This window comes from Sphaerotilus montanus, from assembly GCF_013410775.1.
Classification (GTDB): domain Bacteria; phylum Pseudomonadota; class Gammaproteobacteria; order Burkholderiales; family Burkholderiaceae_C; genus Sphaerotilus; species Sphaerotilus montanus.
Genome location: NZ_JACCFH010000001.1, coordinates 892,704 through 915,679 on the forward strand (window position 1 = coordinate 892,704; position 22,976 = coordinate 915,679).

Here is a 22,976-nt window from a genome sequence, read left to right on the forward strand (position 1 = left end):
CGTGCTGTGCACCACTCTCGGCCTCACTGCGTCACCGTGAACGAAAACACCGGCGCCTGCGTCGCCGTCGGCACCGAGTAGGTCACCGACAGCCCCGTGCCCAGCAGCCGCAGGTTGACCCATTCGCGGAAGCTGACCAGCGACCCGCTCGGCGTGGGCGAAGAGCCGGCCGCCAGGTGGGTCCAACCGGCGCGGGGCCAGTTGTGCTGGATGGTCTGGTCGTGGCTGTCGTCGGTGGCCAGCAGCGGGTTGCGAATGGTGCGCACGTAGCTGTCCGTGGCGGCATCGACGCGCTTGGTCAGGTAGGTCGTCTCGCCGAACGTGGTCGCGCTGGCCACACGCTCCATGTCCATGGAGGCGCCCCATGAACGGCTGGTGCCCAGACTGGGCAGCGTGCGGGCGACCTTGGGCGACGCGAAACCAAACGTGCCGCCCTGATCGATCTGCATGAGCACCACGTCACCACTGCCGGTGCGGTAGGCGAACCAGCGGCTCGTCCAGGGCTCGGCGGGATCGGTCGAGGTCATCGTGAACCCGCCAGCCGCATTGACCGACAGCTTCGGGAACAGGCCGGAAAGCGGTGTACAGGTCCGGGCCAGCACTTCACCGGGCTGGCACGCTGCCGATTCGACGGCACCGCTCGCATTCAGCCGGAAGGTCAAGCCACTTCCGACCACGACGCCCTGGTTCGACTCCACCTGCATCATGTTGTACTCGCCCGCCAGATCCGCCAGCGTCAGCGACTGCTCGGGGAAACCGATGCCGAGCCGCTTGACCCCACCGATCGTCGAGGACGCGAGCATCACGCCGCCTTGCGAGACGACAACCTCTGCCGGGTCACCGTTCATGCCGGTGCTGCCCTTGTAGCGGCAGGTGCCGTCGGCGGTCACCGAAGTCGATGTGCCGTTCGCGTTGCCGAACGTCAGCATCGGGGCATCCAGCGTGACACGCGACACGGTGCCGAGGTCGCCATCGGCTTTCAGTTCAGCTGGCGTGATCCAGACAAACCGCAAAGTCCCGCTGCGCAGCGCCGCACAGTTGCTCGCCTGCGGCTGGCGCAGCAACTCGGCCGGCAGCCGCACCGTCGGACTGGCCTTCGCGACCGCGGTGACGAGCTGCGCCAGCGTCGTGCCGGTCGTCGTCAGGCTCGCTTCCAGTCCGGCCAGCACCTCGCCATAGGGATTGGCGGTCTGCGCCGTGCCGGCGGGCACCAGGGCCGCCGTGATCGGGTTGCCGACAGCGGCGGTCTGGATGCCGCGGGCGGTCAGGTCCGCCTGCACCGTGGCCAGTGCCGCCTCGACGCGGGCGGGGGTGACCAGCGCCCCCATGTCCGCGCCGAAGTTGTTGTAGAACGTCGCCGGCGTGCCCCCCGCCATGCTGGCCACCACCAGATGTGTCAGCGGCGTCAGGTTGGCCGTCGCGGTGCGACCGCTGCCGGTGGCGACCGAGTACAGATCCCCGTCGGCCGTGCCCTTGGCGCGCAGCACGCAGGGCAGTTGGCCGTCGGTGACGGTCACGGTGTAGCTGCCGTCGGCGTTGCTGGTGGCCGTGCCGGTGCCGCTGGCGCACTGGATGTCCACGGACTGACCCGTCGCCGCGGCCCGCGCGGCCACCACGCCCGACAGCGTCAGCGGACCAACCACCGCCGTGCCTCCGGGTGTGCTGTCACTGCCTCCCCCGCCGCAACCGGCCAGTACAACCAGGGCGGCGGCGGTCGCCAGCGTCTTCATCGTCGCGGGCAGGCCCGCTCGGTTCGTCTGCATCGTCTTCATGGTGAGATCCTTTGGGTGACGCAAAGTCAAAGCTCAGGACTCAAAGCTTCCAGAGCAGTTCGAGCCCGACCGCCAGCCCATCGAGCCGGCTGCGTGGCAGCTCCAGGCTGGCGCCTGCGGTGTCGCGCGCCCGTTCGGACCGGCTGAGCTTGACCCAGCCGCCCAGGTGGACGTCGTCCAGCACGGCGCGGCTGTAGCGGGCTTCCAGCGTCAGGTCGTATCCGCCGAGGCCGGTGAAGCGGGTCTGCGGCGCGCTGGTGCTCTCCACCCGGCGCCACACCGGCACGCCCACCATCGCCCGCAGGCTGTAGTGCTGCGGCTGGCGGCGCACCGACTCGGACTCGATCGCCGCGCCCAGCGCCAGCACCACCTCGGCCGCGGTTTCCTCCGAGGTCTGGCCGCTGGCGATGCTGACCAGTCCGTCCGGGCCGCTCTGGTAGGCGTAGCGCCGGAACGACTGCGAATGGAACTCGGTGCCGCCGAGCAGGAACACCTGGTCCTGCCAGCGGCGGTGGACCAGCAGCCGCGTGCGGGACTCCGACAGACGGAACTGGTCGGTCTGCAGCGTCGGGCTGGTCACCGTCACGCCGGCCACCACCGGGCCGGTCGCGGTCCAGGTCTCGGTGGCGGCGCGGGGCGCGAAGGTGGTCTCGTTGTCCAGCGACAGCAGCCAGTCGGGCGTGACCGCGTAGAGCGCGCCGGTCACCAGCAGCGGGCTGGAGGCCGTGACCTTGCTGCGGATCGGCATCAGGTGCACGTCCTCGCGGTAGTGGCTGTGCAGCTGCGACAGGCCGATGAAATACGAGAAGCCCTTGTCGCCGAGCGCCTCGGTGGTCGTCGGCGCAACGGTCAGCGCGGTCGTCGGCACCGGCATCTCAGGGGCAGCCCGGGCGCCCGTGGCCGCGCACAGCAGCGCCGCCGCGATCGCCAGCAATGTTTTGTTCATGGTCAGATCCTTCAATTCAACAACAGGGAATGAACGTTCGGGGTCAGGGCTCAAGGCGAGGCCACGCGCCAGTCGAGCCGCCATCCGGTGGAGCGCGTCTGCCCGCGCCCGTCGCTGGACAGCGCCAGCCGCCAGCCACCGCGGGCCACGCTGGCCTCGGCGCGGCGCTCGTGCACGCGCCAGCCCAGGCCGAGCTGCCAGTCGCCGAACCCACGCTCCCAACTCGCCCCCGGCAGCGCGCCCCAGCCCGGCAGCCACACCACATCGGCACGAAACCGCCCCAGCGAGGAGCCGCTCCAGCCCACCGACCAGGTCGAGATCGGTGCCAGCGTGCGGCGGCCCGGCGACTGCGTGTTGCGGCCCTGCACCAGCGGCTGGTAGGTCACGAACCCGTCGGCGCCGACCCGCTGCTGGTCGGTCGACAGCACCGCGTCCTGCTGCGGCAGCCCGTCCCACATCAGCACCCCGGCATCGCGCCCCTCGACCGCCACCGTCCACGGCCCGCCCTGCCACTGCACCCCGGCCCGGCAGAGCAGACCCAGCCCGTGCCCGGCCACCGCCGCCTGGTAGGGGAAGGTCAGGCGGCTGTCGGCCTCGCGGGAGGTCAATGCGGCGCTGTAGGACGCCGTCGCCGCCTGGTAGGCCGCCTCGCCGTGGGCCTGGCGCGCGCTCAGCCGCTGCAGTTGCAGTCCCTGGCAGGCGGCATCCCCCCGCCAGCCGCCACCCAGGTCCAGCCCGCGCCCGAACTCGACGCCCACCCCGGAGAACCCGAGGTAGTCCAGCGCCACCGACCAGCGCCGGTCGCCCGCCGGATCGCCGCCAGCGTCCACGCTGCGTGCCAGATCGAGCGCCCCTTCGCTGACCACCGCCACCGCGCGCTGGCGGGCCAGCAGGCTCCAGTGCCCGCCCTCGGTCTGGCGCGTCAGGCGCACCTCGTCGAAGAAGTAGCCAAGGTTGCGCCCCGGCCGCGGGCGCAGCCGGGACCAGGCCGCGTCGTCGCCGAGGTGGCCGAGCGCCAGCGCGTCGAGGTGGCGGTCGGTCTGCACGGTGAGCGTCCAGTCCGCAGCCGACGCGCCGGTCACCACCAGGCCAGTCGCCATGCCGGACACCAGGCCAGCGAGCCGCCGGAGCGCGCAGACCCGGCGCCGCTTCACAGGCCGAGGTCCAGCGACAGGAACGTGCCGTCGCTGAACGTCAGCATCCGGTTGTTCGAGTCGAGGGTGCCGATGGCGGTGCTGCCGTCGAACTGCACCGTCGCCGCGCTCAGGCCGCTGCGCCATTGCATCGACACCTTGCTCGCGGCTTCGTTGAGGCTGAAGCGGGTCACGCCGTCGGTGCCGCGGGTGGCGCTGCCGGACAGTACGGTGCGGGGCGTACCCGCCACCAGCGAGCGGTACTGGAAGGTCATCGTGTCGGTCTCGCTCAGGTAGGTCGGCTTGCTGGCGCCCAGGCTGAACTCCAGCACCGGGCGACCCGGCGCCGACACCGTGCCCACGGCCGTGAGCTGGTCGGTGTAGTGGTTGGCCGCGCTGCTGTGCTGCGTGCTGTCGTAGGCGGCATAGCCGGTCGCCGTCACCGTGGCCGAGACGGCCATCACGTCCGTCGCCACGCCACCCGAACGGCTGCGCAGCGAGCCGCTCAGCTGCACCCGGGTCGGGATGTAGTCGGTGCGCGACTTGTCGAAACTCATGCCGTCGGCCTTGAAGGCGCCTTCGAATTCCGCGCCCGGCGTGGTCCAGGCCAGGTCGAGATCGGCCAGCGTCAGCGCCGTCTCGGTCGAGCCGGTCAGCATCGCATCCGACTCGCCGATCTGGCCGCTGCGCAGCGTCAGGGTGCCGGCCTGCGTCGTCGCGTCGGAATACGCCAGCATCGACCCGGTGATGCGGGTGGTGCGGCTGGTGCTGGTGGCGGTCAGACCGTCCGGCGCCGAGGCGGTCGTGCCCGACATCGACCAGGTGAGGTGGTGGTTGGCCAGCGTGTTGCCGTCGGCGCGGAAGGCGCCCGGCAGGCGGCCCTCGACGGTGAAGGCCGAGATCCGGCCGGCCGCGTCGAAGGTCGGCACCAGCGTGCCCTCGGACGGCTCGGTCTGGAGCATGTCGTCGGTGGTGGTCGTGGTGCAGACGCCGGTGGCGGGACAGGTGGTGGTGGTCGTGCGCTTGCGGGGCCGCGCGGCATAGGTGTAGCGGCCGTCGGCCTGCGGCACGAGCGTGAAGCCATGCCGCCACTGGAGATCGACGGTCTGGTTGGAGCCGTCGGCCAGCCGAGTGGTCGTGCGGGTCAGGTAGTAACGCGCCGAGCAGCCCACCGAGCCCGCCTCGGCGGCGCTGGTGGCCGTGGTGGAGCCGGTGGCGCCCTGGTAGACGGTGCACCCAGCCGATTCAGAAGCGCTGTAGTCGGCCAGACCGTCGTTGGACGGCACCGGCCCGTGCGACCGCGTGGCCGTGGGCGTGCGCCCGGCCTTGTAGTCGCTGTAGAGGTCGATGCCCATCAGCAGTGCGCCAAGATCCTTGCCCATGGTCTCCACCGGCACCTCGATGCCCTGCATCGCCGTGCGGATCTTGTAGGCCTCGACATTGACCGCACCCGCGGCCAGCGAGCTGGCACCGCCCCGGCTGAACAGCGCCAGCCAGTCGCTCTTGATCTGGCCGAAGAGCGTCTTGGCCGAGGCGATCGCGCTGGCCACCGCGTCGCCCGGCGTACCCGCGGCCGGCGCGACGGTGCAGGCCGCCTCGCTGCAGCCCAGGTTGGTCACCACCGGGGTCAGCGTCACGCTGCTGACCGGGCCGCGCAGGGCGGCGTCGGCCAGCACCTTCGCCACCCCGGCCTTCAACGCCGCGGAAACATCGGTCGTGGTACCGCCCGCGGTCACGCCGAGGTGGATCGTCGACGGCGACGCCGCGCGGGCCAGCGTGTCGACGACACATTGCGTGCGTTCGCCATCGCTGCCGGTCGTGCAGCCCAGCGCGCCGTCGTGGGCGAGCCCGGACACGGCGGTCAGCAGGATCGCCAGCGTCTGCTCGTCGGCGCTGGTGGCGGTGGCCACGGTGCGCGGCGTGGTCTGGGCCGGATCGAAGCCGAGCAGTTGCGTGACGGCCGCGGTGGCCTGGGCCGCATTGGCCGCCGTCACCCCGCCGCTGGAACGCTCGGCCGCCGAGACGGCCATCTCGCTGAAGGGCGTCAGGCTGGCGGTGGCCGCCACCTCGCCCGACTGGCGGGGCGTGTAGAGCGCCCGCATCACGAACCCGGCGGGCAGCGGCCGAGCCGTGCCCGCAACCTCGTCGAGGTGGGTGGTCGAACCGTCGTCCTTGGCCGCGACGCGGATCACGTGCGGCTGGTCCGGCGTGCCCTCGAAGCGCAGCTGGTAGGCGCCGCTCGCGTCGGACTCGGTGCTGGCCAGCACGGTCGACAGGTCGACACTGCCGTCGCTGCGCACCGGGTGCGCCGTCACGCGGGCGCCGGCCATCCGCCCCTTCGAGGCGACGCCGTGGAGCGAGATGAGGGCCTTGGTGGTGGTCGGGGTGCCGCCCGTGCCACCTTCGTCGCCGCCCCCGCCGCCGCACGCGGCCAGCGTGGCCGCGGCCAGCAGGGTCAAGGGCAGCCAGGTCCGGCGGGCCGGGTGGTGCTTGGTGGTCCGGACGGTCGTGTTCGTCGTGTGCATGGGAAACCCCCTTGGGAACAATTCGGGCAATCGGGCCTCGAACGCCGCCGAACAGCAGCGTCTTTCAAGGCATCGCCAGCGAACGTTACGCAGCCCCCTCGGCGGCGGCGTCCACCAAATGGCTGATCCCGCACGCGGCCGCAACCGGCCTCTGCGCCAGATCAGCCCGGCTGCACGTTCACCCGCCGGGGGGTCACCAGGCCACCCGCCCCGGGCCTAGGATGGTCTGCATGAGCACCCCCGGCGCAACGACTGCTGACGCCCGACCCGCGCTGCACCGGGCGCGGCTCGTCCGGCTGGCGGTGGCGTTCGCGGTGCTGCTGCTGGCACTGCCGGTGGTGTTCGGCCTGCTGCCCATGCCCTCGCCTGCGCAGCCGAGCGCCACGGCGGCGGTGCTCGAACTCCGGCGGGCCGCCTTCACCGACAGCACCGGACAGCGCCACCCGGACCTGCCCCTGCCGGACACCTGGGCACAGCGCGGCCAAGCCGTGGGACAACCCGGCCGCTACACCCTGCGCTTCACCCTCGCAGCGGCACCGGGAAGCGACACGGTCTGGGCCCTGCGCGCCGAGCGGCTCTCGAACCGCCACACCGTGCGCTTGAACGGCCGCCTGGTCGCGGACACGCTCGGCCTGCTGCCCGACAGCGTGCGCCGCCCCGTGCCGATGCTGCTGGCGCTGCCGGGCGACACCCTGCACCCGGGCGAGAACACGCTCGACATCACCGTGCAGACCGGCGAGCGGGCAGGCCTGTCGCCGCTCGAAGTCGGCCCGATGGAGGCGCTGCTGCCGCGCCACCACCAGTTCCTGCGCTGGTACGTCGACCTGCCGCGGATGCTCAACGCGGCGGGCGCGGGCATCGCGCTGTTCATGCTGGTGCTGTGGGTGTACCGGCGGCACGAGACGCTGCTGGGCAGTTTCGGCGCGGTGGCGCTGCTGGCCTGCCTGCGCAACCTGAGCTACTACAGCCCGGACAGCCCGCTCCCCGGGGCCTGGACCGACCTGCTCTTCTATCTGGCGCAGGTCGCCAGCGCCGGCCTGCTCGGCCTGTTCGCGATGGCCCGCACGCAGCACCGGCCCCGCGGCTATGCCGGCATGCTGGCGCTGGTGCTCGGCGTGCTGCTGGTCTGCGGCCCCGTCGCCGTGCTGACCGGCACGATGCCGCTGGTGCGGCGCTGGGCCTATCCGCTGCTGCTGCTGGCCTGCCTGCCGGCGCTGTGGCTGCTGCTGCGGCACGCCCTGCGCCATCCGTCGCGGCGCACGCTCCAGGCCCAGCTCGCCGGCTGGGGGCTGGTGCTGGCGGCGGCCGTGCACGACTACGCCTACCAGACCGGCCAGCTGGCGATCACGCACCACTACGCGCTGCCGCTGGCGGTGCCCGTGCTGGTGCTGGCGTTCTCGGTGGCGCAGTTACGGCGCCTGATGCGCGGCATGGACGAGGTGGACCAGCTCAACACCGCGCTGGAGACCCGCGTGGCCGAACGCACCCGGGCCCTCGACCAGGCATTGCAGGCGCGCTCGCGTTTCCTCGCCGCCGCCAGCCACGACCTGCGCCAGCCGATGGCCACGCTCACGCTGCTGCTGCAGCTGCTGCACGACCGCGTGCACAGCGCCGACCGCCCCGACCACCCCACCCTGCAGGCGCTGTCGCAGCGGCTGGACAGCGCCTGCGCGGCCATGAACCGCCTGCTCGCCGGTCTGCTCGACCTGTCGCGGCTGGACGACGGCGGGTTGGTGGTGCGCCGGCAGGCGGTGGCGCTGCAGCCGCTGCTGCAGGACGTCGTCGGCCTGAGCGACGCGCTGGCACGCGACAAGGGCCTGCGGCTGATCCTGCACCCCACGGCGGCCGTGGTGGACAGCGACCCGGTGCTGCTGGCGCAGATCCTGCGCAACCTGGTCGGCAACGCGGTGCGCTACACCGACCGCGGCGGGGTGCTGGTCGGCGTGCGGCCCTGTGGCGCGGCCGCGGTGCGCATCGTCGTGCACGACACCGGACCGGGCATCGACCGCCCCGGACAGCAGCGCCTGTTCGACCCCTTCGTCCGGCTCGGCCGCCCGACCGGCCCCGCGCGGGAACACGGCGCAGGACTGGGCCTGGCCATTGCGCGGCGCGGCGCGGACCTGCTCGGCGCGACGCTGACGCTGCGTTCGGTGCCGGGGCGCGGCAGCCGTTTCAGCCTGGTCGTGCCGCGCCAGCCCGGCCTCAGCGACCCGGCGCCGGCGTGTGCAGCCCCAGCCGCACCGCCGCCACCACCGCCTGGGTGCGGCTGTTGACGTCGAGCTTGCGGAAGATCGCCTGCAGGTGCGTCTTGACCGTCGCCTCGGAGACGTCCAGCTCGCGGCAGATCAGCTTGTTGGACTTGCCCGCCACCAGCAGACCGAGCACTTCCTGCTGGCGCTCGGACAAGGGGTCGATCCGCTCCTCGTGGCGCGTGGCGGGCTCGCGTCCGAGCAAGGTGCGCTGCAGCGTGTCCACCAGCGCATCGGCCCGGCTCGACTTGGGCAGGAAGCCCAGCGCCCCGCGCTGGCGGACCTCGCCGGCCATCGACTCGTCGAGCGTGCCCGACACCACCACCACCGCCAACCCCGGCCGCGCCGCGCGCAGGCGCTCCAGCGTCATCAGGCCACGGCTGTCGCGCAGTTCCAGATCCAGCACGACGAGGTCGATCGCCGCCTCCTCCACGCAGCGCCGCAGCGCCACGTGCAGCGAGCCGGCTTCGAGCACCCGCACCTGCGGCAGGCGCTGGCGCAGCAGCAGCGCCAGACTCTCGCGAAACAGCACCTGGTCATCGACCAGCAGCAAGGTCTTCATCTTGTCGTTCCCCCTTGTTCTTGCGTTCATTGTGAGAATCGGCCCTCCGGATCCCTTGACGAAACGCAAGCATGCCCCTCGATCAGCACCTCGACGGCCTCACCCTGCTGGAGCGCGGCTGGCTCTCCGCCAACAACCTGCTCCTGCACGGTGCGCCGGGCGAAGGCGCCACCGTCGTCGACACCGGGCATAGCGTCCACGCCGCGCAGACCGTGGCGCTGGTGGCGCAGGCGCTGGGCGACGAGCCGCTGGCGCGCATCGTCAACACCCATCTGCATTCGGACCACTGCGGCGGCAATGCGGCGCTGCAGGCCGCCCATGGGGCCGCGGTCTGGATCGCCCCCGGACAGGCGGACGCCGTCACCCGCTGGGACCTGGACGCCTTGACCTACCGCACCACCGGACAGCGCTGCGACCGCTTTCGGCATGACGGCGTGCTGCATCCGGGCGACGTGCTGCGCGCCGGTCAACGGGCGTGGGACGTGCTGGCGGCGCCGGGCCACGACCCGGATTCGCTGATGCTGTTCGACGCGCAGGCGGGTGTGCTGGTCTCGGCCGATGCGCTCTGGAACAACGGCTTCGGCGTGGTGTTTCCGGAGCTGGACGGCATCGACGCCTTCGACCAGGTGGCCGAAGTGCTTGACCTGATCGAGCGACTCGACGCGCGCACCGTCATCCCCGGACACGGCCCGGCCTTCACCGATGTCGGCCCGGCCCTGCGGCGGGCCCGTCAACGCCTGTCGAAATTTGTTGCCAATCCGCCCCTGCATGCCCGACACGCGGCCAAGGTTCTGTTGAAATACCACGTGATGGAAGAGCGCCAACAAGCTCTCGAAGACCTGCTGACCTGGGCCGAAGGCACACCACTGGTGGTCGGCACCCTGGGAAGGGCCGGATTCCGTGAACCGCCGCGCGCCAGTTGCCAGACCTTGCTGGCCGAACTGGTCGCCGTCGGCGCGCTGCGGATCCAGGAGCAGGTGGTCCACGATGTCTAGGGAGTTTGCATGGATCAATTGCGCGCGATGCGGGTCTTCGCCCGCGTCATCGACGAGGGCAGTTTCGCGGGCGCCGCCCGTGCCCTCGACCTGGCCCCCGCGGTCGTCACCCGGCTGATTGCCGAACTCGAAGAACACCTCGGTGCGCGCCTCATCCAGCGCACCACCCGCAGCCTGGCGCTGAGCAGCGTCGGCGAGCGCTACCTGGAGCGGGTGCGCCACATCCTGGCCGACATCGACGAGTCCGAGTCGCAGGTGCAATCGGTCTCGGAGTCGCCGCAGGGCCACCTGCGGGTGATGGTGCCCTCGGCCTTCGCGGTGCACCAGCTCGCCAAGCACCTCCCCGCCTTCCACGCCGAGTACCCCCGTGTCACGCTGTCGCTGACGTCCACCATCGAGTTCAGCGGCCCGGACGACCGCCACGACATCACCGTGATGGCGCTGCGCGATGCGCCAGACGGCGACTTCATCGCGCGCCGGCTCGCGCGCAGCGAGGTCATCCTGTGTGCCGCCCCAGGCTACCTCGACCGCACCGGCCGCCCCGACACCCCCCAGGCGCTGGAGCAGCACCATCTGCTGCTGCCGCCGACGTCCATGGTGCAACGCGACGTCACCTTCGTGCACGAGGATGGCCGTGCGGCCGTCCGCGTGAGCCCGCCGCACCAGCCGCTGCTGACGACGGCCCACACGGACACGCTCTACGCCTCGGCGCTGGCCGGACTGGGCATCACCGGGCTGATGTCGCTGGTGGTGGAGGACGCCTTGCAGGAGGGCGCGCTGGAGCGCGTGCTGCCCGGCTGGCACGCGATGAGCTTCGGGCTGTGGCTGACGATGCCCACGCGCAAGCACGTGCCGGTGCGCACGCAGGTGTTCTGGGACTTCCTGCTGCGCACCTTCGGCGGCAAGGACCGCGACCCCTGGCAGGTCCACCCGCGCTGCAGCGGGGCCCCCTCACCCGGCTGAAGCACCTCGGCGACGCGGCCCGAACGCCGTCCACCACAGCGCCAGCGCGGTGCCCACGACCTGGGCGCCATAGGTGAGCATGCGTCCGTCGCGTCCGAGCCACACGAGGAAGATGATCTGGATCAAGACTGCGGCACCGGCCGCCGACAACGCCAGTCGGCGCCAGCGCACGGCCCGCAACGGGCGCCACCATGCCAGCTTGCACAGCGACGCCGCGATCAGCCCCAGGCCGATCGGCGTGAGCAGGAAGTTGAACAGATGCCAGATCGCGTCGAGCGGACCCATGGTTTCAATCCACGCCCATTCCGGGGCGAATGCGGGAGCGCCAAGACAAGCACTGGCCAGCGCGGAATCTTACAATCGCACCATGAGCGTTTTTGCCCTTAGCTTGAACCACCACACCGCGCCGGTCGACCTGCGCGGTCGTTTTGCGTTCACGCTGGAGCAGATTCCGGCCGCCTTGCATGGTCTGCGACAAGGACTGCACAAGGCCGCGCCCGAAGCGGCGCTGCTGTCCACGTGCAACCGCACCGAACTCTACATCGCCGCCGGCCCCGGCGACAGCCGCGCGCTGGTGCGCCCCACGCTCGAATGGCTGGCCGCCCACGGCAACGTCAGCGCCGACGAGCTGGTGCGCCACACCCATGTGCTGGAGCGCCAGGAGGCCGCGCGCCATGCCTTCCGGGTCGCCTCCGGGCTGGACTCGATGGTGCTCGGCGAGGCGCAGATCCTCGGCCAGATGAAGCAGGCGGTGCGCGAGGCCGACACCGCCGGCACCCTGGGCACCACACTGCACCAGCTCTTCCAGCGCTCCTTCTCGGTCGCCAAGGAAGTGCGCACTTCGACCGAGATCGGCGCGCACTCGATCAGCATGGCCGCCGCCGCCGTCCGGCTCGCCGGGCAGCTGTTCGAGGACCTGAGCAAGATCCGCATCCTCTTCGTCGGCGCGGGCGAGATGATCGAACTCGCCGCGACCCACTTCGCCGCCAAGGCCCCGAAGCACATCACCATCGCCAACCGCACGCTGGAGCGCGGCGAGAAGCTGGCCAGCCAGTTCGGCGCCGAGGTGATGCGCCTCTCCGACCTGCCGGCGCGGCTGCACGAGTTCGACGCCGTCATCTCCTGCACCGCCAGTTCGCTGCCGCTGATCGGGCTGGGTGCCGTCGAGCGTGCGCTGAAGGCCCGCCGCCGCCGCCCGATGTTCATGGTCGATCTGGCCGTGCCGCGCGACATCGAGCCCGAAGTGGCGCAGCTCGACGACGTCTACCTCTACACCGTCGACGACCTGTCCGCCGTGGTGCAGACCGCCGGTGAAAAGCGCCAGGCGGCCGTCGCGCAGGCCGAGGCGATCATCGAATCCGGCGTGCAGAACTTCGTCCACTGGCTCGACCAGCGCGCCACCGTGCCGCTGATCCAGGCCGTCAACGCCCAGGCCGAACACTGGCGCCAGATCGAAGTGGCGCGCGCCCGCAAGCTCATCGCCAAGGGCGCCTCCACCGACGACGCGCTCGAAGCCCTGGCGCGCAGCCTGACCCAGAAGATGCTGCACGGCGCCCTGGCCGAGCTGCACAACGCCGACCCCCAGCAGCGCGCGCGGATGATCGAGGCGGTGACGCGGCTCTTCCTGCGCGGCGACAACGCCCCCCGATGACCCCGTTCCTGCGCCTGCAACTCGACCGCCAGCTCGTCCGCCTCTCCGAAATCGACGCCGCGCTGGCCGATCCGCAGGTCGTCTCCGACATCAGCCGCCTGCGCGCACTGAACCGCGAACACGCCCGCGTCTCCGGGCTGACCGAGCGCTGGACACGGCTGCAGCAGCGCGAGCGGGATCTGGCTGAAGCACGGCAGATGCTCGACGACCCGGAGATGGCTGACATGGCGAGCGACGAGATCGCCGCCGCCGAGAGCGACATCGCCACCATCGACGCCGCACTGCAGACCGCCCTGCTGCCCCGCGATGCCGACGACGACCGCAACGCCTTCCTGGAAATCCGCGCGGGCACCGGCGGCGACGAATCCGCGCTGTTCGCGGGCGACCTGCTGCGCATGTACCTGCGCCACGCCGAGCGACAGGGCTGGAAGACCGAGATCATGTCGGCCAGCGACTCGGACCTCGGCGGCTACAAGGAAGTCGTCGTGCGCATCGAGGGCGAGGCAGTCTACGAGGCCCTGAAGTTCGAGTCCGGTGGCCACCGCGTGCAGCGCGTGCCCGCCACCGAGACGCAGGGACGCATCCACACCAGCGCCTGCACGGTGGCGGTGCTGCCCGAGCCGGACGAGGCCGAGGAGGTCACGCTCAACCCGGCCGATCTGCGCATCGACACCTACCGCGCCAGCGGCGCCGGCGGGCAGCACATCAACAAGACCGACTCGGCGGTGCGCGTAACGCACATCCCGACCGGCCTCGTCGCCGAGTGCCAGGACGACCGCAGCCAGCACCGCAACAAGGCGAAGGCGCTGGCCGTGCTCGGCGCCCGCCTGCGCGACAAGGACCGGCTGGAACGCCAGGCCCGGGATGCCGCGACCCGCAAGGGCCTGATCGGCTCCGGCGACCGCAGCGACCGCATCCGCACCTACAACTTCCCGCAGGGCCGCCTGACCGACCACCGCATCAACCTGACGCTCTACAAGCTCGGCGCGGTGATGGAGGGCGAGCTGGACGATGTGATCGCCGCGCTCAAGGCCGCCCGCGCCGCGGAGCTGCTGGCCGAGATGGAAGCGCAAGGATGACCGTCGCCGAGGCGCTGGCACTCGCCCGCACGCACGGCCTGCCGCGCAGCGATGCGAACGTGCTGCTCGGTGCACTGCTCGGCCGCTCGCGCACCTGGCTGCTCACCCACGACGACGCGCCACTCGACGCCACGCAGCAGGCCCGCTGGCAGGACTGGCTCGCCCGCCGCGCCGACGGCGTGCCCGTGGCGTACCTGACCGGGCAGCACGAGTTCCACGGTCTGCTGCTGCACGTCACGCCTGACGTGCTCGACCCGCGGCCGGACACCGAGACGCTGGTGGACTGGGCGCTGGCGCTGCTCGCGACACGCCCGCCCGGTGCGGCGGTGGTCGATCTGGGCACGGGCAGCGGCGCCATCGCGCTGGCGATCCGGCACCGGCAGCCGGACGCCGTGGTCAGCGCGGTCGATCTCAGTCCTGCCGCACTGGCGGTCGCGCAGGCGAATGGCGAGCGGCTCGGGCTGCCGGTGCGCTGGCGGCTGGGCGCGTGGTTCGCGCCGGTCGCCGGTGAACGCTTCGACCTCGTCGTCAGCAACCCGCCCTACATCGCCGAGGGCGACACGCACCTGCCCGCGCTGCGCCACGAACCGACGCTGGCGCTGACCTCGGGCGCCGACGGGCTGGACGCGATCCGGCAGCTCATCGCCGAGGCGCCCGCCCACCTGCAGCCCGACGGCTGGCTGCTGCTGGAGCATGGCCACGACCAGGGTCCGGCCGTGGCCGCGCTGCTCACCCAGGCCGGCTGGCGCGCCACGGACCGGCGCGACGACCTCGCCGGCCACTGGCGTTGTACCGGCGCCATGCGGCCCACCCCGTGAGCCACTGAAAAGCACAAATCCTCCCGCCATCCCGCGCTCGCGGGCACTCGGCCGGAGGACCTGTCCCAAGGTCGCAAGCACGCACAGGGTGGCGGGCGTAGCATGGATTTCGGCGGCGATTGCCCACGCCACGCGCCGACTGGAGGACTCCATGGACCGAACCGCACGCATCCTGTCTCTTGCCCTGCTGACGCTCTGCAGCCTGGCCGCTGCAGGCACCGCCTCGGCCGCGGCACCGGCCAGCGTCGAGGACCTCCTGGTGCAACAACCCGGCCTGCGCCTGCCCGCCGGCGCGGTCCGGAGTTTCGCCAGCCCCCTGCGCTGGCAACTGGTCGGCGACTACTACTTCGCACCCAGCCTGGGCCTGCGGGCCACCGGGGGCCTGCAGGCCGGCGTGACCGGCAGCAGCGATGTCCGGCTCGGAACCACCCGACAGCGGGCCACGCCCTACGTCGGCCTCGGTTACAGCACCGGCGGCGTCAGCGCCAACCGCTGGGGAGGCTGGGGGCTGTCGGCCGACATCGGCGTGCAGGCCCGTGGCAGCGATCTGACGCTGGGGCGTGCGCTGGAAAGCCCGGCCGGCGTCGGCGAGCTGATCCGCGAGCTGCGCCTGACGCCGGTGCTGCAGCTGGGCGTGTCGTACGCGTTCTGAGGCCACCTGCGGGCGATTTCAGGGGCGTCGGGCAGCGGCAAGTGCCCTGACCGCGGCCCGGGCACGCGCTTTGCCGTATAAATCGGGGTTGTTCCTGCATTCCACCAACCGATCCCCCTTCTCCCCCTTCTGCACCATGTCCACACAGCAACGCATCGACCAACTCGTCAAGGGCAACCCCGTCGTCCTGTTCATGAAGGGCACGGCCCAGTTCCCGCAGTGCGGCTTCTCCGGCCGGGCGATCCAGATCCTCAAGGCCTGCGGCGTCGGCCCCCTCACCACGGTCAACGTGCTGGAAGACCCGGAAATCCGCCAGGGCATCAAGGAATACGCCAACTGGCCCACCATCCCGCAGCTCTACATCGGCGGCCAGTTCGTCGGTGGCTCGGACATCATGATGGAGATGTACGAAGCGGGCGAGCTGCAGGAACTGGTGCAGTCGGTCAAGCCAGCGGCCTGAGCGCTTGCCCTTGACCGCCCCTGTGCCTGAGGCGCCTCAACGCCTCGTCGTCGGCATCACCGGCGCCTCGGGCGCGGCGTATGGCGTGCGGCTGCTGGAGCGTGCGCGCGATCTCGGCGTCGAGACCCATCTGGTGGTGACGCCGTCCGGCGTGCTCAATGTCCACCATGAATGCGGCCTCGACCGCCGCCAGCTCGAAGCGCTGGCCACCCGCGCCCACGCCCCCGGCGAGATCGGCGCCTGCATCGCCAGCGGCAGCTTCGACACCGCCGCGATGGTGGTGGCGCCCTGCACGATGAAGACGCTGGCCGCCATCGCGCATGGCTTCGGCGACAACCTCCTCACCCGCGCCGCCGACGTGACGCTCAAGGAGCGGCGCCGCCTGATCCTGCTGGTGCGGGAGACGCCATTCAACCTCGCCCACCTGCGCAACATGACGGCCGTGACCGAAATGGGCGGCATCGTCTTCCCCCCGCTGCCGGCCTTCTACCACCGGCCCCAGACCATCGCCGAGCTGGTCGACGAGACGGTCGAGCGGGTGCTGCAGCTCAGCGGAATGGAAAAAGCCCGTCCCAAGACCTGGAACGGGCTTTGACGCAGACGCCGCTCCAGGCCTGAACCCGGAGCGGCCGGTGGCAGGGCTCAGTCGTCGCGGCCGCCGAAGATGCCCAGCAGCGACAGCAGCGACTGGAACACGTTGTAGATGCTCAGGTAGACGCTCAGCGTGGCGGTGATGTAGTTGGTCTCTTCGCCGTCCTGCACGCGCTTCAGGTCGTACAGGATGAAGGCCGAGAAGATGCCGATCGCCAGCACCGACAGCGTGATCATCAGCGCGCTGGACTGCAGGAAGACGTTGGCGATGCCGGCCACCAGCAGCATGATCATCCCGATGAACAGGAACTTGCCCATCGAGCCGAGGTCGCGCTTGATGACCGAGGACAGCGTGGCCATGCCGAGGAAGATCGTGCCCGTGCCGGCGAAGGCCATCATGATCAGGCTGGCACCGTTGGCCAGACCCAGCACGCTGCCGACCAGGCGCGACAGCATCAGCCCCATGAAGAAAGTGAAGGCCAGCAGCACCGGCACGCCGGCGGCCGAGTTCTTGGTCTTCTCGATCGCGAACATGAAGCCGAACGCGCCGGCCATGAACACGACGAGGCCGACCATCGGCGACATCAGGCGGGTCAGGCCGGTGCTGACGCCGATCCAGGCGCCCAGCACGGTGGGGATCATCGACAGCGCGAGCAGCCAGTAGGTGTTGCGCAGGACACGGTTGCGCTCGGCAACACTGGGCATGGCCACAGCACCGAAGCCGTGGGTATGGAACAGATCAGACATGGCAGAGATTCCTTGAAAAACGACAGGGTCGCGCCCGGGAACGGGGCATGCGACAAAGAGAACCGGCAGAAGGCGAGGACACCGGCCCGGCAGCGGGCACGCAGGAGGTGTCAGACGCGCCGGGATGGCGGACGCAGCAACCCGTCGAGACAGGGCGCAGGATGGCCAGCATGCAGCACCGGGCGTGGCGGCAGGTGCTCGCCAAGGTACAGCGGGAGAGCGGGCACGCTGCCGGGCAGCAGCGGCACATCGGCCAGTTCGACCGCGCCACCGGGTTCCGCCATGGGCAGAGGATCGTTCGGCACCCGCTCGCCGGAGGGCAGAGAGGGCAAAGGCGCACAGCAGGGACTGTCGGCGACGGCGACACGCTCCACCAGATGCACCGCCATCACCGCCGCCCGCGCCGCGCCGGACAAGCCGGCACAGAGCAGCAGCAGCGCAGCGAACAGGGTGAACAGCAGTCGGCGGGACATGGTGGCCGAGTGTAGCGGAGTGCCCCTCACCGTGCAGAGGCGGTGGCCAGCGGGGGGTCGGTGTGCTCCCAGCGCCGCCGCGCCGCCATCACCATGGTCGGATACGGCGACTGGCCACGGCTGCCGTTGTAGCGCCCGAGCGCCATGAACAGGTCGCCCTTCTCGCGGTCGAGGTAGTGGCGCAGGATCACGCAGCCGAAGCGCAGATTGGTCTGCATGTGGAACAGCCGGCTGGCGTCGCCGTCACCGATCAGACGCGCCCAGAAGGGCATCACCTGCATGTAGCTGCGCGCGCCGACGCTGGAGATGGCGTACTTGCGGAACCCGCTTTCCACCTCGATCAGCCCGAGCACCAGCGCAGTGTCGAGCCCGGCACGGCGGCTTTCGTACCAGACGGTTTCGAGGAATTCGCGCCGGACGCTGAACTCCGGCTTGCGCCTGGCCAGCCGCTGGCTCATCGCGCCCAGCCAGCGCAGGTGGACCAGCCGGGCGTCCATCGACGCAAATTCGAGCCGCGGCGGCGCACCCTCCCCCGCCACGGCCGATGCCAGCGCCGTGCGCACCGAATCAGCCAGGGGCTCCTCGGCCTGACCGCCGGCCTGCGCCGGCGGTGTCCAGCCCGCCAGGCCGACGCTGCCCGCCCAGGCCAGCAGCGTCCGGCGGGTCGGTGTCATGCCTGCAGGCGGGCCTTGACGAAGGCCGCGACCTCACCCGTCGGCACCTTGGTCGCGGCGGCGTCGCGGCGGCCCTGGTATTCGAGCTGGCCTTCCTTGAGCCCGCGGTCGGACAGCACCACGCGGTGCGGCACGCCGATCAGCTCCCAGTCCGCGAACATCGCGCCCGGGCGCTCGCCGCGGTCGTCGAGCATCACGTCGATGCCGGCAGCCTGCAGTTCGTCGTGCAGCGCGTCGGCGGCGGCCTTCACGTCGGCCGAGCGGTCGTAGCCGATCGGGCAGATCGCCACCGTGAACGGCGCGATCGCGTCCGGCCAGACGATGCCGCGGGCGTCGTGCGCCTGCTCGATCGCCGCGCCCAGGATGCGCGTCACGCCGATGCCGTAGCAGCCCATCTCGAAGTGCGCTGGCTTGCCGGTCTCGTCGAGGAAGGTCGCGTTCATGGCCTTGGAGTACTTGGTGCCGAGGTAGAACACATGGCCGACCTCGATGCCGCGCTGGATCGCCAGCACGCCCTGCCCGTCCGGCGACGGATCGCCCGCGACGACGTTGCGGATGTCGGCAACGAGGTCCGGCTCGGGCAGGTCGCGGCCCCAGTTCACGCCGGTCAGGTGGAAGTCGGGCTCGTTGGCGCCGCAGACGAAGTCCGCCATGTTCGCCACCGTGCGGTCGGCGATGACCTTGACCGGCTTCTTCAGGCCGATCGGGCCGAGGTAGCCGGGCTTGCAACCAAAGTGGTCCTCGATCTCGCCGAGCGTGGCGAAGCGGAAGCCGCCCTTGAGCCCCTCGACCTTGCCGACCTTGACCTCGTTCATGTCGTGGTCGCCGCGCAGCAGCAGCAGCCACACGGTGGAGCCGACGATGTCACCCTTGTCGTTGACCTCGTCCGTGGCCATGACCAGCGACTTGACGGTCTGCGCCAGCGGCAGGTCCAGCAGCACGGCCACGTCGGCGCAAGTGCTCTTGCCCGGCGTCGCAGTCTTGGTCAGGGCCTGTGTCGCCGCACCACGTTCGCTCGACAGCGCCACGGCTTCGGCCAGCTCGATGTTGGCCGCGTAGTCGCTGGTCGGGCAGTAGACGATCGCGTCTTCACCGGTGTCGGCGATGACCTGGAACTCGTGCGACAGGTCACCGCCGATCGCGCCGGTGTCGGCGGCCACGGCGCGGTACTGCAGGCCGAAGCGGTCGAAGATGCGCTTGTAGGCGGCGAACATCGTCTCGTAGCTCTTCGCCGCCGCGGCCGGGTTGCGGTCGAAGGAGTACGCGTCCTTCATCGTGAACTCGCGCCCGCGCATGATGCCGAAGCGCGGCCGGCGCTCGTCGCGGAACTTGGTCTGGATGTGGTAGAAGTTTTTCGGCAGCTGCTTGTAGCTGCGCAGCTCCTGGCGCGCCACGTCGGTGACGACTTCCTCGCTGGTCGGCTGGATGATGAAGTCGCGGCCGTGCCGGTCCTTCACGCGCATCAGCTCCGGGCCCATCTTGTCGAAGCGGCCCGTCTCCTGCCACAGCTCGGCCGGCTGCACCACCGGCATCAGCATCTCCACGGCGCCCGCGCGGCCCATCTCCTCGCGGATGATGGCCTCGACCTTGCGGATCACGCGCAAGCCCATGGGCATGTAGTTGTAGATGCCCGCACCGAGGCGCTTGATCATGCCGGCGCGCATCATGAGCTGGTGGCTGACCACCTCGGCGTCGGCGGGGGCTTCTTTCTGGGTGGCGATGAAGAACTGGGAGGCTTTCATGGGGCGGGCAGCAGGCTCTGGACAGACTGGGGAGATATCACTGTTCTTGTCGGGTGATACGCGGGGTTGCGATCACCAAGCCCAGTGCAATAATGAATCCAACGTGAAAATTGGGGTCTGATTATGCTTGACCGTGAAGGCTTCCGGCCCAACGTCGGCATCGTCCTGCTCAACCAGCGGAACCAGGTGTTCTGGGGCAAACGCATCCGCACCCACTCCTGGCAGTTCCCGCAAGGTGGCATCAAGTATGGTGAATCGCCAGAGCAGGCGATGTTCCGAGAGCTCCACGAAGAGGTGGGGTTGTTTCCTGAACATGTGCGCATTCTCGCGCGCACACGTGACTGGCTGCGGTACGAGGTACCGGAGCATTTCATCCGCCGCGACGCGCGGGGGCATTACCGCGGGCAGAAGCAGATCTGGTTCCTGCTGCAGCTCACCGGCCGCGACAGCGACATGAACCTGCGCGCCTCCACGCACCCGGAGTTCGACGCCTGGCGCTGGCACGATTACTGGGTGCCGCTGGACGTGGTGATCGAGTTCAAGCGCGACGTCTACCAGATGGCGCTCACGGAACTCGCGCGCTTCCTGCCACCGAGACCCAGCGGCCACGTCAACCGTTTCCTGCGCAGCGGCATGCGAGCACGGCGTGACGAGTGTGCAGGCAGCGAGGACGGGTTCGAAGAGATCCCCCAGACCCACGAAGCCCGCAGCGTCGATGCCGCAGAGCTGGTCCGGGAGGAGCCGGAGCACCTGGTCGCCAAGCTCTCAGGCAGCGTCTGAGCGTTCCAGTCCGGCAGGCACGCGCGGCAGCCAGCGGACAGCGGCCTCCGCGCTCACCGGCCGGCTGAACAGGAAGCCCTGCGCCACCTGGCAATCCAGTTCGCGCAGCAGCGCCAGCTGCCCGCGCGTTTCCACCCCCTCGACCACGATGTCGAGCTCCAGCGCCCGCGACAGGGTCAGGATCGAGCGAAGCACTTCCAGATCCCGCGTCGAATGTTCGAGATCGGCGATGAAGCTGCGGTCGACCTTCAGCTCGTCCAGCGGGTAGCGCCGCAGGCAGGACAGCGACGAGTGCCCGGTGCCGAAATCGTCGATCGACACCCGCAGGCCGGCCTGCCGGATCTGGCGCAGCTGCTGGTGCGCACTCTCCGGATCGGCCATCAGCGCGCTCTCGGTCAGCTCGATGACGAAGCGGGACGGATCCAGCCCGTGTTCGGCCAGCAGCCGTGCCATCAGGCCGGCCAGTCCCGGATGCCGGAACTGCGCGGCCGAGACATTGATCGACATGCGCGGCACCTGGTAGCCCGCCGCCTGCCACGCCACCACCTGGCGGCAGGCCTCGCGCGCCACCCACAGGCCGATGCCGTCGATCAGGCCATTGCGCTCGGCCACCGGGATGAAGGCCGCCGGCATCAGCCACGCGCCACCCGGACGCTGCCAGCGCACCAGCGGCTCGACACCGACCACTTCGCCTGTCACCAGATGGACCTGCGGCTGGTAGAGCAGGCGCAGCTCGTCGCGCTCGATGGCCCAGCGCAGGCCCATCTCCAGCTGCAGCTGCTGGTCCATCTTCAGCTGCAGCTCGCTCGTGTAGAAGTGGTAGGTGCGCTTGCCCTTGGCCTTGGCGGCGTACATCGCCACGTCGGCCACCTGCAGCAGCGTGGCGCTGTCGCGCCCGTTGGCCGGGAACATGCCGACCCCCAGACTGGCCCCCACGTAGAGCACCCGGTCCGACATGGCCATCGGCGCACCGAGCAGCTCGACCACCCGGCGGGCCATCGCCTCGGCCTCGGCCAGGCTGCTGTGCTCGATCAGCACGGCGAACTCGTCGCCCCCCAGCCGCGCCACCGTGTCGCAGCCGCGCAGGCAGTCGCGCAGGCGCTGCGCGATCAGCTGCAGCAACTCGTCGCCCACGGCGTGGCCGAGCGTGTCGTTGATGAGCTTGAACTCGTCGAGGTCGATGAACATCACGGCCAGCTGCTCGCCGCGCTCGCTGGCGCGCCCGATGGCCTGGCGAACCCGGTCATTGAACAGGAAACGGTTGGGCAGGCCGGTCAGGTCGTCGTGGGTCGCGAGGTATTCGATGCGGCGCTGCGAGGCCTCGTAGCGGCCCGGATCGCTGTAGACACCGATGTAGTGCTGCACGGCCCCCTGTTCGTCCGGCACGGCATTGATCGACAGGAAGGCCAGGCGCATCTGGCCGTCGCGGTGGCGGTTCCAGATCTCGCCCTGCCACCAGCCCCGGCTGTCCAGCGCGCGGTGCATGTCCTCGTAGAACGCCACCCCATGCTGCCCGGACGCCAGCAGCCGGGTGCGCTGGCCGACCACCTCGCGGCTCGTGTAGCCCGTGTCCCGCTCGAAGGCGGCGTTCACGACCTGGATGACATGGTCGGCGTCGGTGATCACCACGCTCTCGCCCGTGCGGTCGAACAGCCGGGCCGCCAGCCGCATCTGCACCTCGGCCTGGCGGTGCTGCGTGATGTCGCGGTGGACCCAGATGTGGCCCATCGCCTCTCCGGCCACGTGGATCGGGATGAAGTCGCGCACCATGACCGCCCCCCCCTGCATCGCCACCTCCTCGCCATGCACCGGCTGGTCGGCGTGCACGATGGCGACCAGCCGCGCGGCGGCGGCTTGCGGGTCGGCGTAGGCCCCGCACAGCAGCGGCAGCATCTGCTGCGCCGACAGGCCGCGCAGCGACTCCGGCGACCGGGACAAGCGGAACAGATCGCAGAACGCCTGGTTGACGAACTCGACCGCGCAGTGGCGGTCCTGCACCAGCAAGCCCGAGTGCAGCTTGTCGAGAATGGTGTGGATGCGTTCGGACGCCGGGGAAACGAGGGTCTCTGGAGACAGCATGCAAGAGGGCGCGGGGGAGCGATCAGGGGGGTGGAACTGCAGAAGAAACCGTGGCGCGCATTTTCCGCACTTCAGGTACTTGCCG

Annotated in this window: 21 protein-coding genes; 10 read left to right on the forward strand and 11 right to left on the reverse strand. The window is 70.5% G+C overall.

Annotated elements, in window-relative coordinates:
- Positions 1-23: 23 nt before the first annotated feature.
- The 4 genes from BDD16_RS03940 to BDD16_RS03955 are packed head-to-tail and all read right to left on the reverse strand — an operon-like array spanning position 24 to position 6,376.
- A complete protein-coding gene (locus tag BDD16_RS03940) occupies positions 24-1,772 on the reverse strand; it encodes a hypothetical protein (RefSeq protein ID WP_179632744.1) in 1,749 nt (582 codons plus the stop codon).
- A 40-nt stretch (positions 1,773-1,812) separates the two neighbouring features.
- Positions 1,813-2,718: a hypothetical protein gene (locus BDD16_RS03945; RefSeq protein ID WP_179632745.1), complete on the reverse strand. Its 906-nt coding sequence runs from the start codon at positions 2,716-2,718 to the stop codon at positions 1,813-1,815.
- Positions 2,719-2,768: 50 nt separating this feature from the next.
- Positions 2,769-3,818 carry a hypothetical protein gene (locus tag BDD16_RS03950; RefSeq protein WP_179632746.1) on the reverse strand — a complete coding sequence of 350 codons (1,050 nt, stop codon included), beginning with the start codon at positions 3,816-3,818 and terminating at the stop codon, positions 2,769-2,771.
- A gap of 50 nt (positions 3,819-3,868) precedes the next feature.
- Positions 3,869-6,376, reverse strand: coding sequence for a hypothetical protein (locus BDD16_RS03955; RefSeq protein ID WP_179632747.1), 2,508 nt, complete (start codon positions 6,374-6,376; stop codon positions 3,869-3,871).
- Between the two features lie 230 nt (positions 6,377-6,606).
- On the opposite strand from BDD16_RS03955, the gene BDD16_RS03960 reads away from it, so the two are divergent.
- On the forward strand, positions 6,607-8,649 hold the full coding sequence (locus tag BDD16_RS03960; protein WP_179632748.1) for a sensor histidine kinase: 2,043 nt from the start codon (positions 6,607-6,609) through the stop codon (positions 8,647-8,649).
- Here BDD16_RS03960 and BDD16_RS03965 read toward each other — a convergent pair.
- A complete protein-coding gene (locus BDD16_RS03965; protein WP_179632749.1) occupies positions 8,579-9,187 on the reverse strand; it encodes a response regulator transcription factor in 609 nt (202 codons plus the stop codon). The two genes, BDD16_RS03960 and BDD16_RS03965, sit on opposite strands and share 71 nt — an antisense overlap.
- Positions 9,188-9,258: 71 nt before the next feature.
- On the opposite strand from BDD16_RS03965, the gene BDD16_RS03970 reads away from it, so the two are divergent.
- Positions 9,259-10,182: an MBL fold metallo-hydrolase gene (locus BDD16_RS03970; protein WP_179632750.1), complete on the forward strand. Its 924-nt coding sequence runs from the start codon at positions 9,259-9,261 to the stop codon at positions 10,180-10,182.
- Between the two features lie 9 nt (positions 10,183-10,191).
- Entirely contained in the window at positions 10,192-11,145 is a 954-nt protein-coding gene (locus tag BDD16_RS03975) for a LysR family transcriptional regulator (protein WP_179632751.1), read from the forward strand.
- On the opposite strand, the gene BDD16_RS03980 is transcribed toward BDD16_RS03975, so the two are convergent.
- Positions 11,134-11,430, reverse strand: a complete 297-nt coding sequence (locus BDD16_RS03980) for a hypothetical protein (RefSeq protein ID WP_179632752.1) — start codon at positions 11,428-11,430, stop codon at positions 11,134-11,136. The two genes, BDD16_RS03975 and BDD16_RS03980, sit on opposite strands and share 12 nt — an antisense overlap.
- 82 nt (positions 11,431-11,512) lie before the next feature.
- Between BDD16_RS03980 and hemA the strand changes: the two genes are divergently transcribed.
- The 6 genes from hemA (at position 11,513) to BDD16_RS04010 (ending at position 16,400) form a co-directional block, all read left to right on the forward strand.
- A complete protein-coding gene (hemA, locus tag BDD16_RS03985) occupies positions 11,513-12,796 on the forward strand; it encodes a glutamyl-tRNA reductase (RefSeq protein ID WP_179632753.1) in 1,284 nt (427 codons plus the stop codon).
- Entirely contained in the window at positions 12,793-13,875 is a 1,083-nt protein-coding gene (gene prfA / locus BDD16_RS03990; protein WP_179632754.1) for a peptide chain release factor 1, read from the forward strand. The genes hemA and prfA overlap by 4 nt, the downstream gene beginning before the upstream one ends.
- Positions 13,872-14,693 carry a peptide chain release factor N(5)-glutamine methyltransferase gene (gene prmC, locus BDD16_RS03995; protein WP_179632755.1) on the forward strand — a complete coding sequence of 274 codons (822 nt, stop codon included), beginning with the start codon at positions 13,872-13,874 and terminating at the stop codon, positions 14,691-14,693. Before prfA ends, prmC begins: the two co-directional genes overlap by 4 nt.
- A gap of 151 nt (positions 14,694-14,844) precedes the next feature.
- Complete coding sequence (locus tag BDD16_RS04000; protein WP_179632756.1) at positions 14,845-15,345, forward strand: hypothetical protein; 501 nt, start codon at positions 14,845-14,847, stop codon at positions 15,343-15,345.
- Between the two features lie 136 nt (positions 15,346-15,481).
- On the forward strand, positions 15,482-15,805 hold the full coding sequence (gene grxD / locus BDD16_RS04005) for a Grx4 family monothiol glutaredoxin (RefSeq protein WP_179632757.1): 324 nt from the start codon (positions 15,482-15,484) through the stop codon (positions 15,803-15,805).
- A 10-nt stretch (positions 15,806-15,815) separates the two neighbouring features.
- Positions 15,816-16,400 (forward strand): UbiX family flavin prenyltransferase, encoded by a 585-nt coding sequence (locus BDD16_RS04010; protein WP_218897686.1) that lies wholly within the window; start codon positions 15,816-15,818, stop codon positions 16,398-16,400.
- A gap of 47 nt (positions 16,401-16,447) precedes the next feature.
- Here BDD16_RS04010 and BDD16_RS04015 read toward each other — a convergent pair whose 3' ends face one another.
- The 4 genes from BDD16_RS04015 to BDD16_RS04030 form a co-directional block, all read right to left on the reverse strand.
- On the reverse strand, positions 16,448-17,143 hold the full coding sequence (locus tag BDD16_RS04015) for a Bax inhibitor-1/YccA family protein (protein WP_179632758.1): 696 nt from the start codon (positions 17,141-17,143) through the stop codon (positions 16,448-16,450).
- 110 nt (positions 17,144-17,253) lie between these two features.
- Positions 17,254-17,616: a hypothetical protein gene (locus tag BDD16_RS04020; RefSeq protein ID WP_179632759.1), complete on the reverse strand. Its 363-nt coding sequence runs from the start codon at positions 17,614-17,616 to the stop codon at positions 17,254-17,256.
- A 26-nt stretch (positions 17,617-17,642) separates the two neighbouring features.
- Entirely contained in the window at positions 17,643-18,290 is a 648-nt protein-coding gene (locus tag BDD16_RS04025; RefSeq protein WP_179632760.1) for a lytic transglycosylase domain-containing protein, read from the reverse strand.
- Entirely contained in the window at positions 18,287-20,032 is a 1,746-nt protein-coding gene (locus BDD16_RS04030; protein ID WP_179632761.1) for a proline--tRNA ligase, read from the reverse strand. Before BDD16_RS04030 ends, BDD16_RS04025 begins: the two co-directional genes overlap by 4 nt.
- Before the next feature lie 123 nt (positions 20,033-20,155).
- Between BDD16_RS04030 and BDD16_RS04035 the strand changes: the two genes are divergently transcribed.
- Positions 20,156-20,812, forward strand: coding sequence for an RNA pyrophosphohydrolase (locus BDD16_RS04035; RefSeq protein WP_179632762.1), 657 nt, complete (start codon positions 20,156-20,158; stop codon positions 20,810-20,812).
- On the opposite strand, the gene BDD16_RS04040 is transcribed toward BDD16_RS04035, so the two are convergent.
- Complete coding sequence (locus tag BDD16_RS04040; RefSeq protein WP_179632763.1) at positions 20,798-22,891, reverse strand: putative bifunctional diguanylate cyclase/phosphodiesterase; 2,094 nt, start codon at positions 22,889-22,891, stop codon at positions 20,798-20,800. The two genes, BDD16_RS04035 and BDD16_RS04040, sit on opposite strands and share 15 nt — an antisense overlap.
- Positions 22,892-22,976 lie beyond the last annotated feature (85 nt).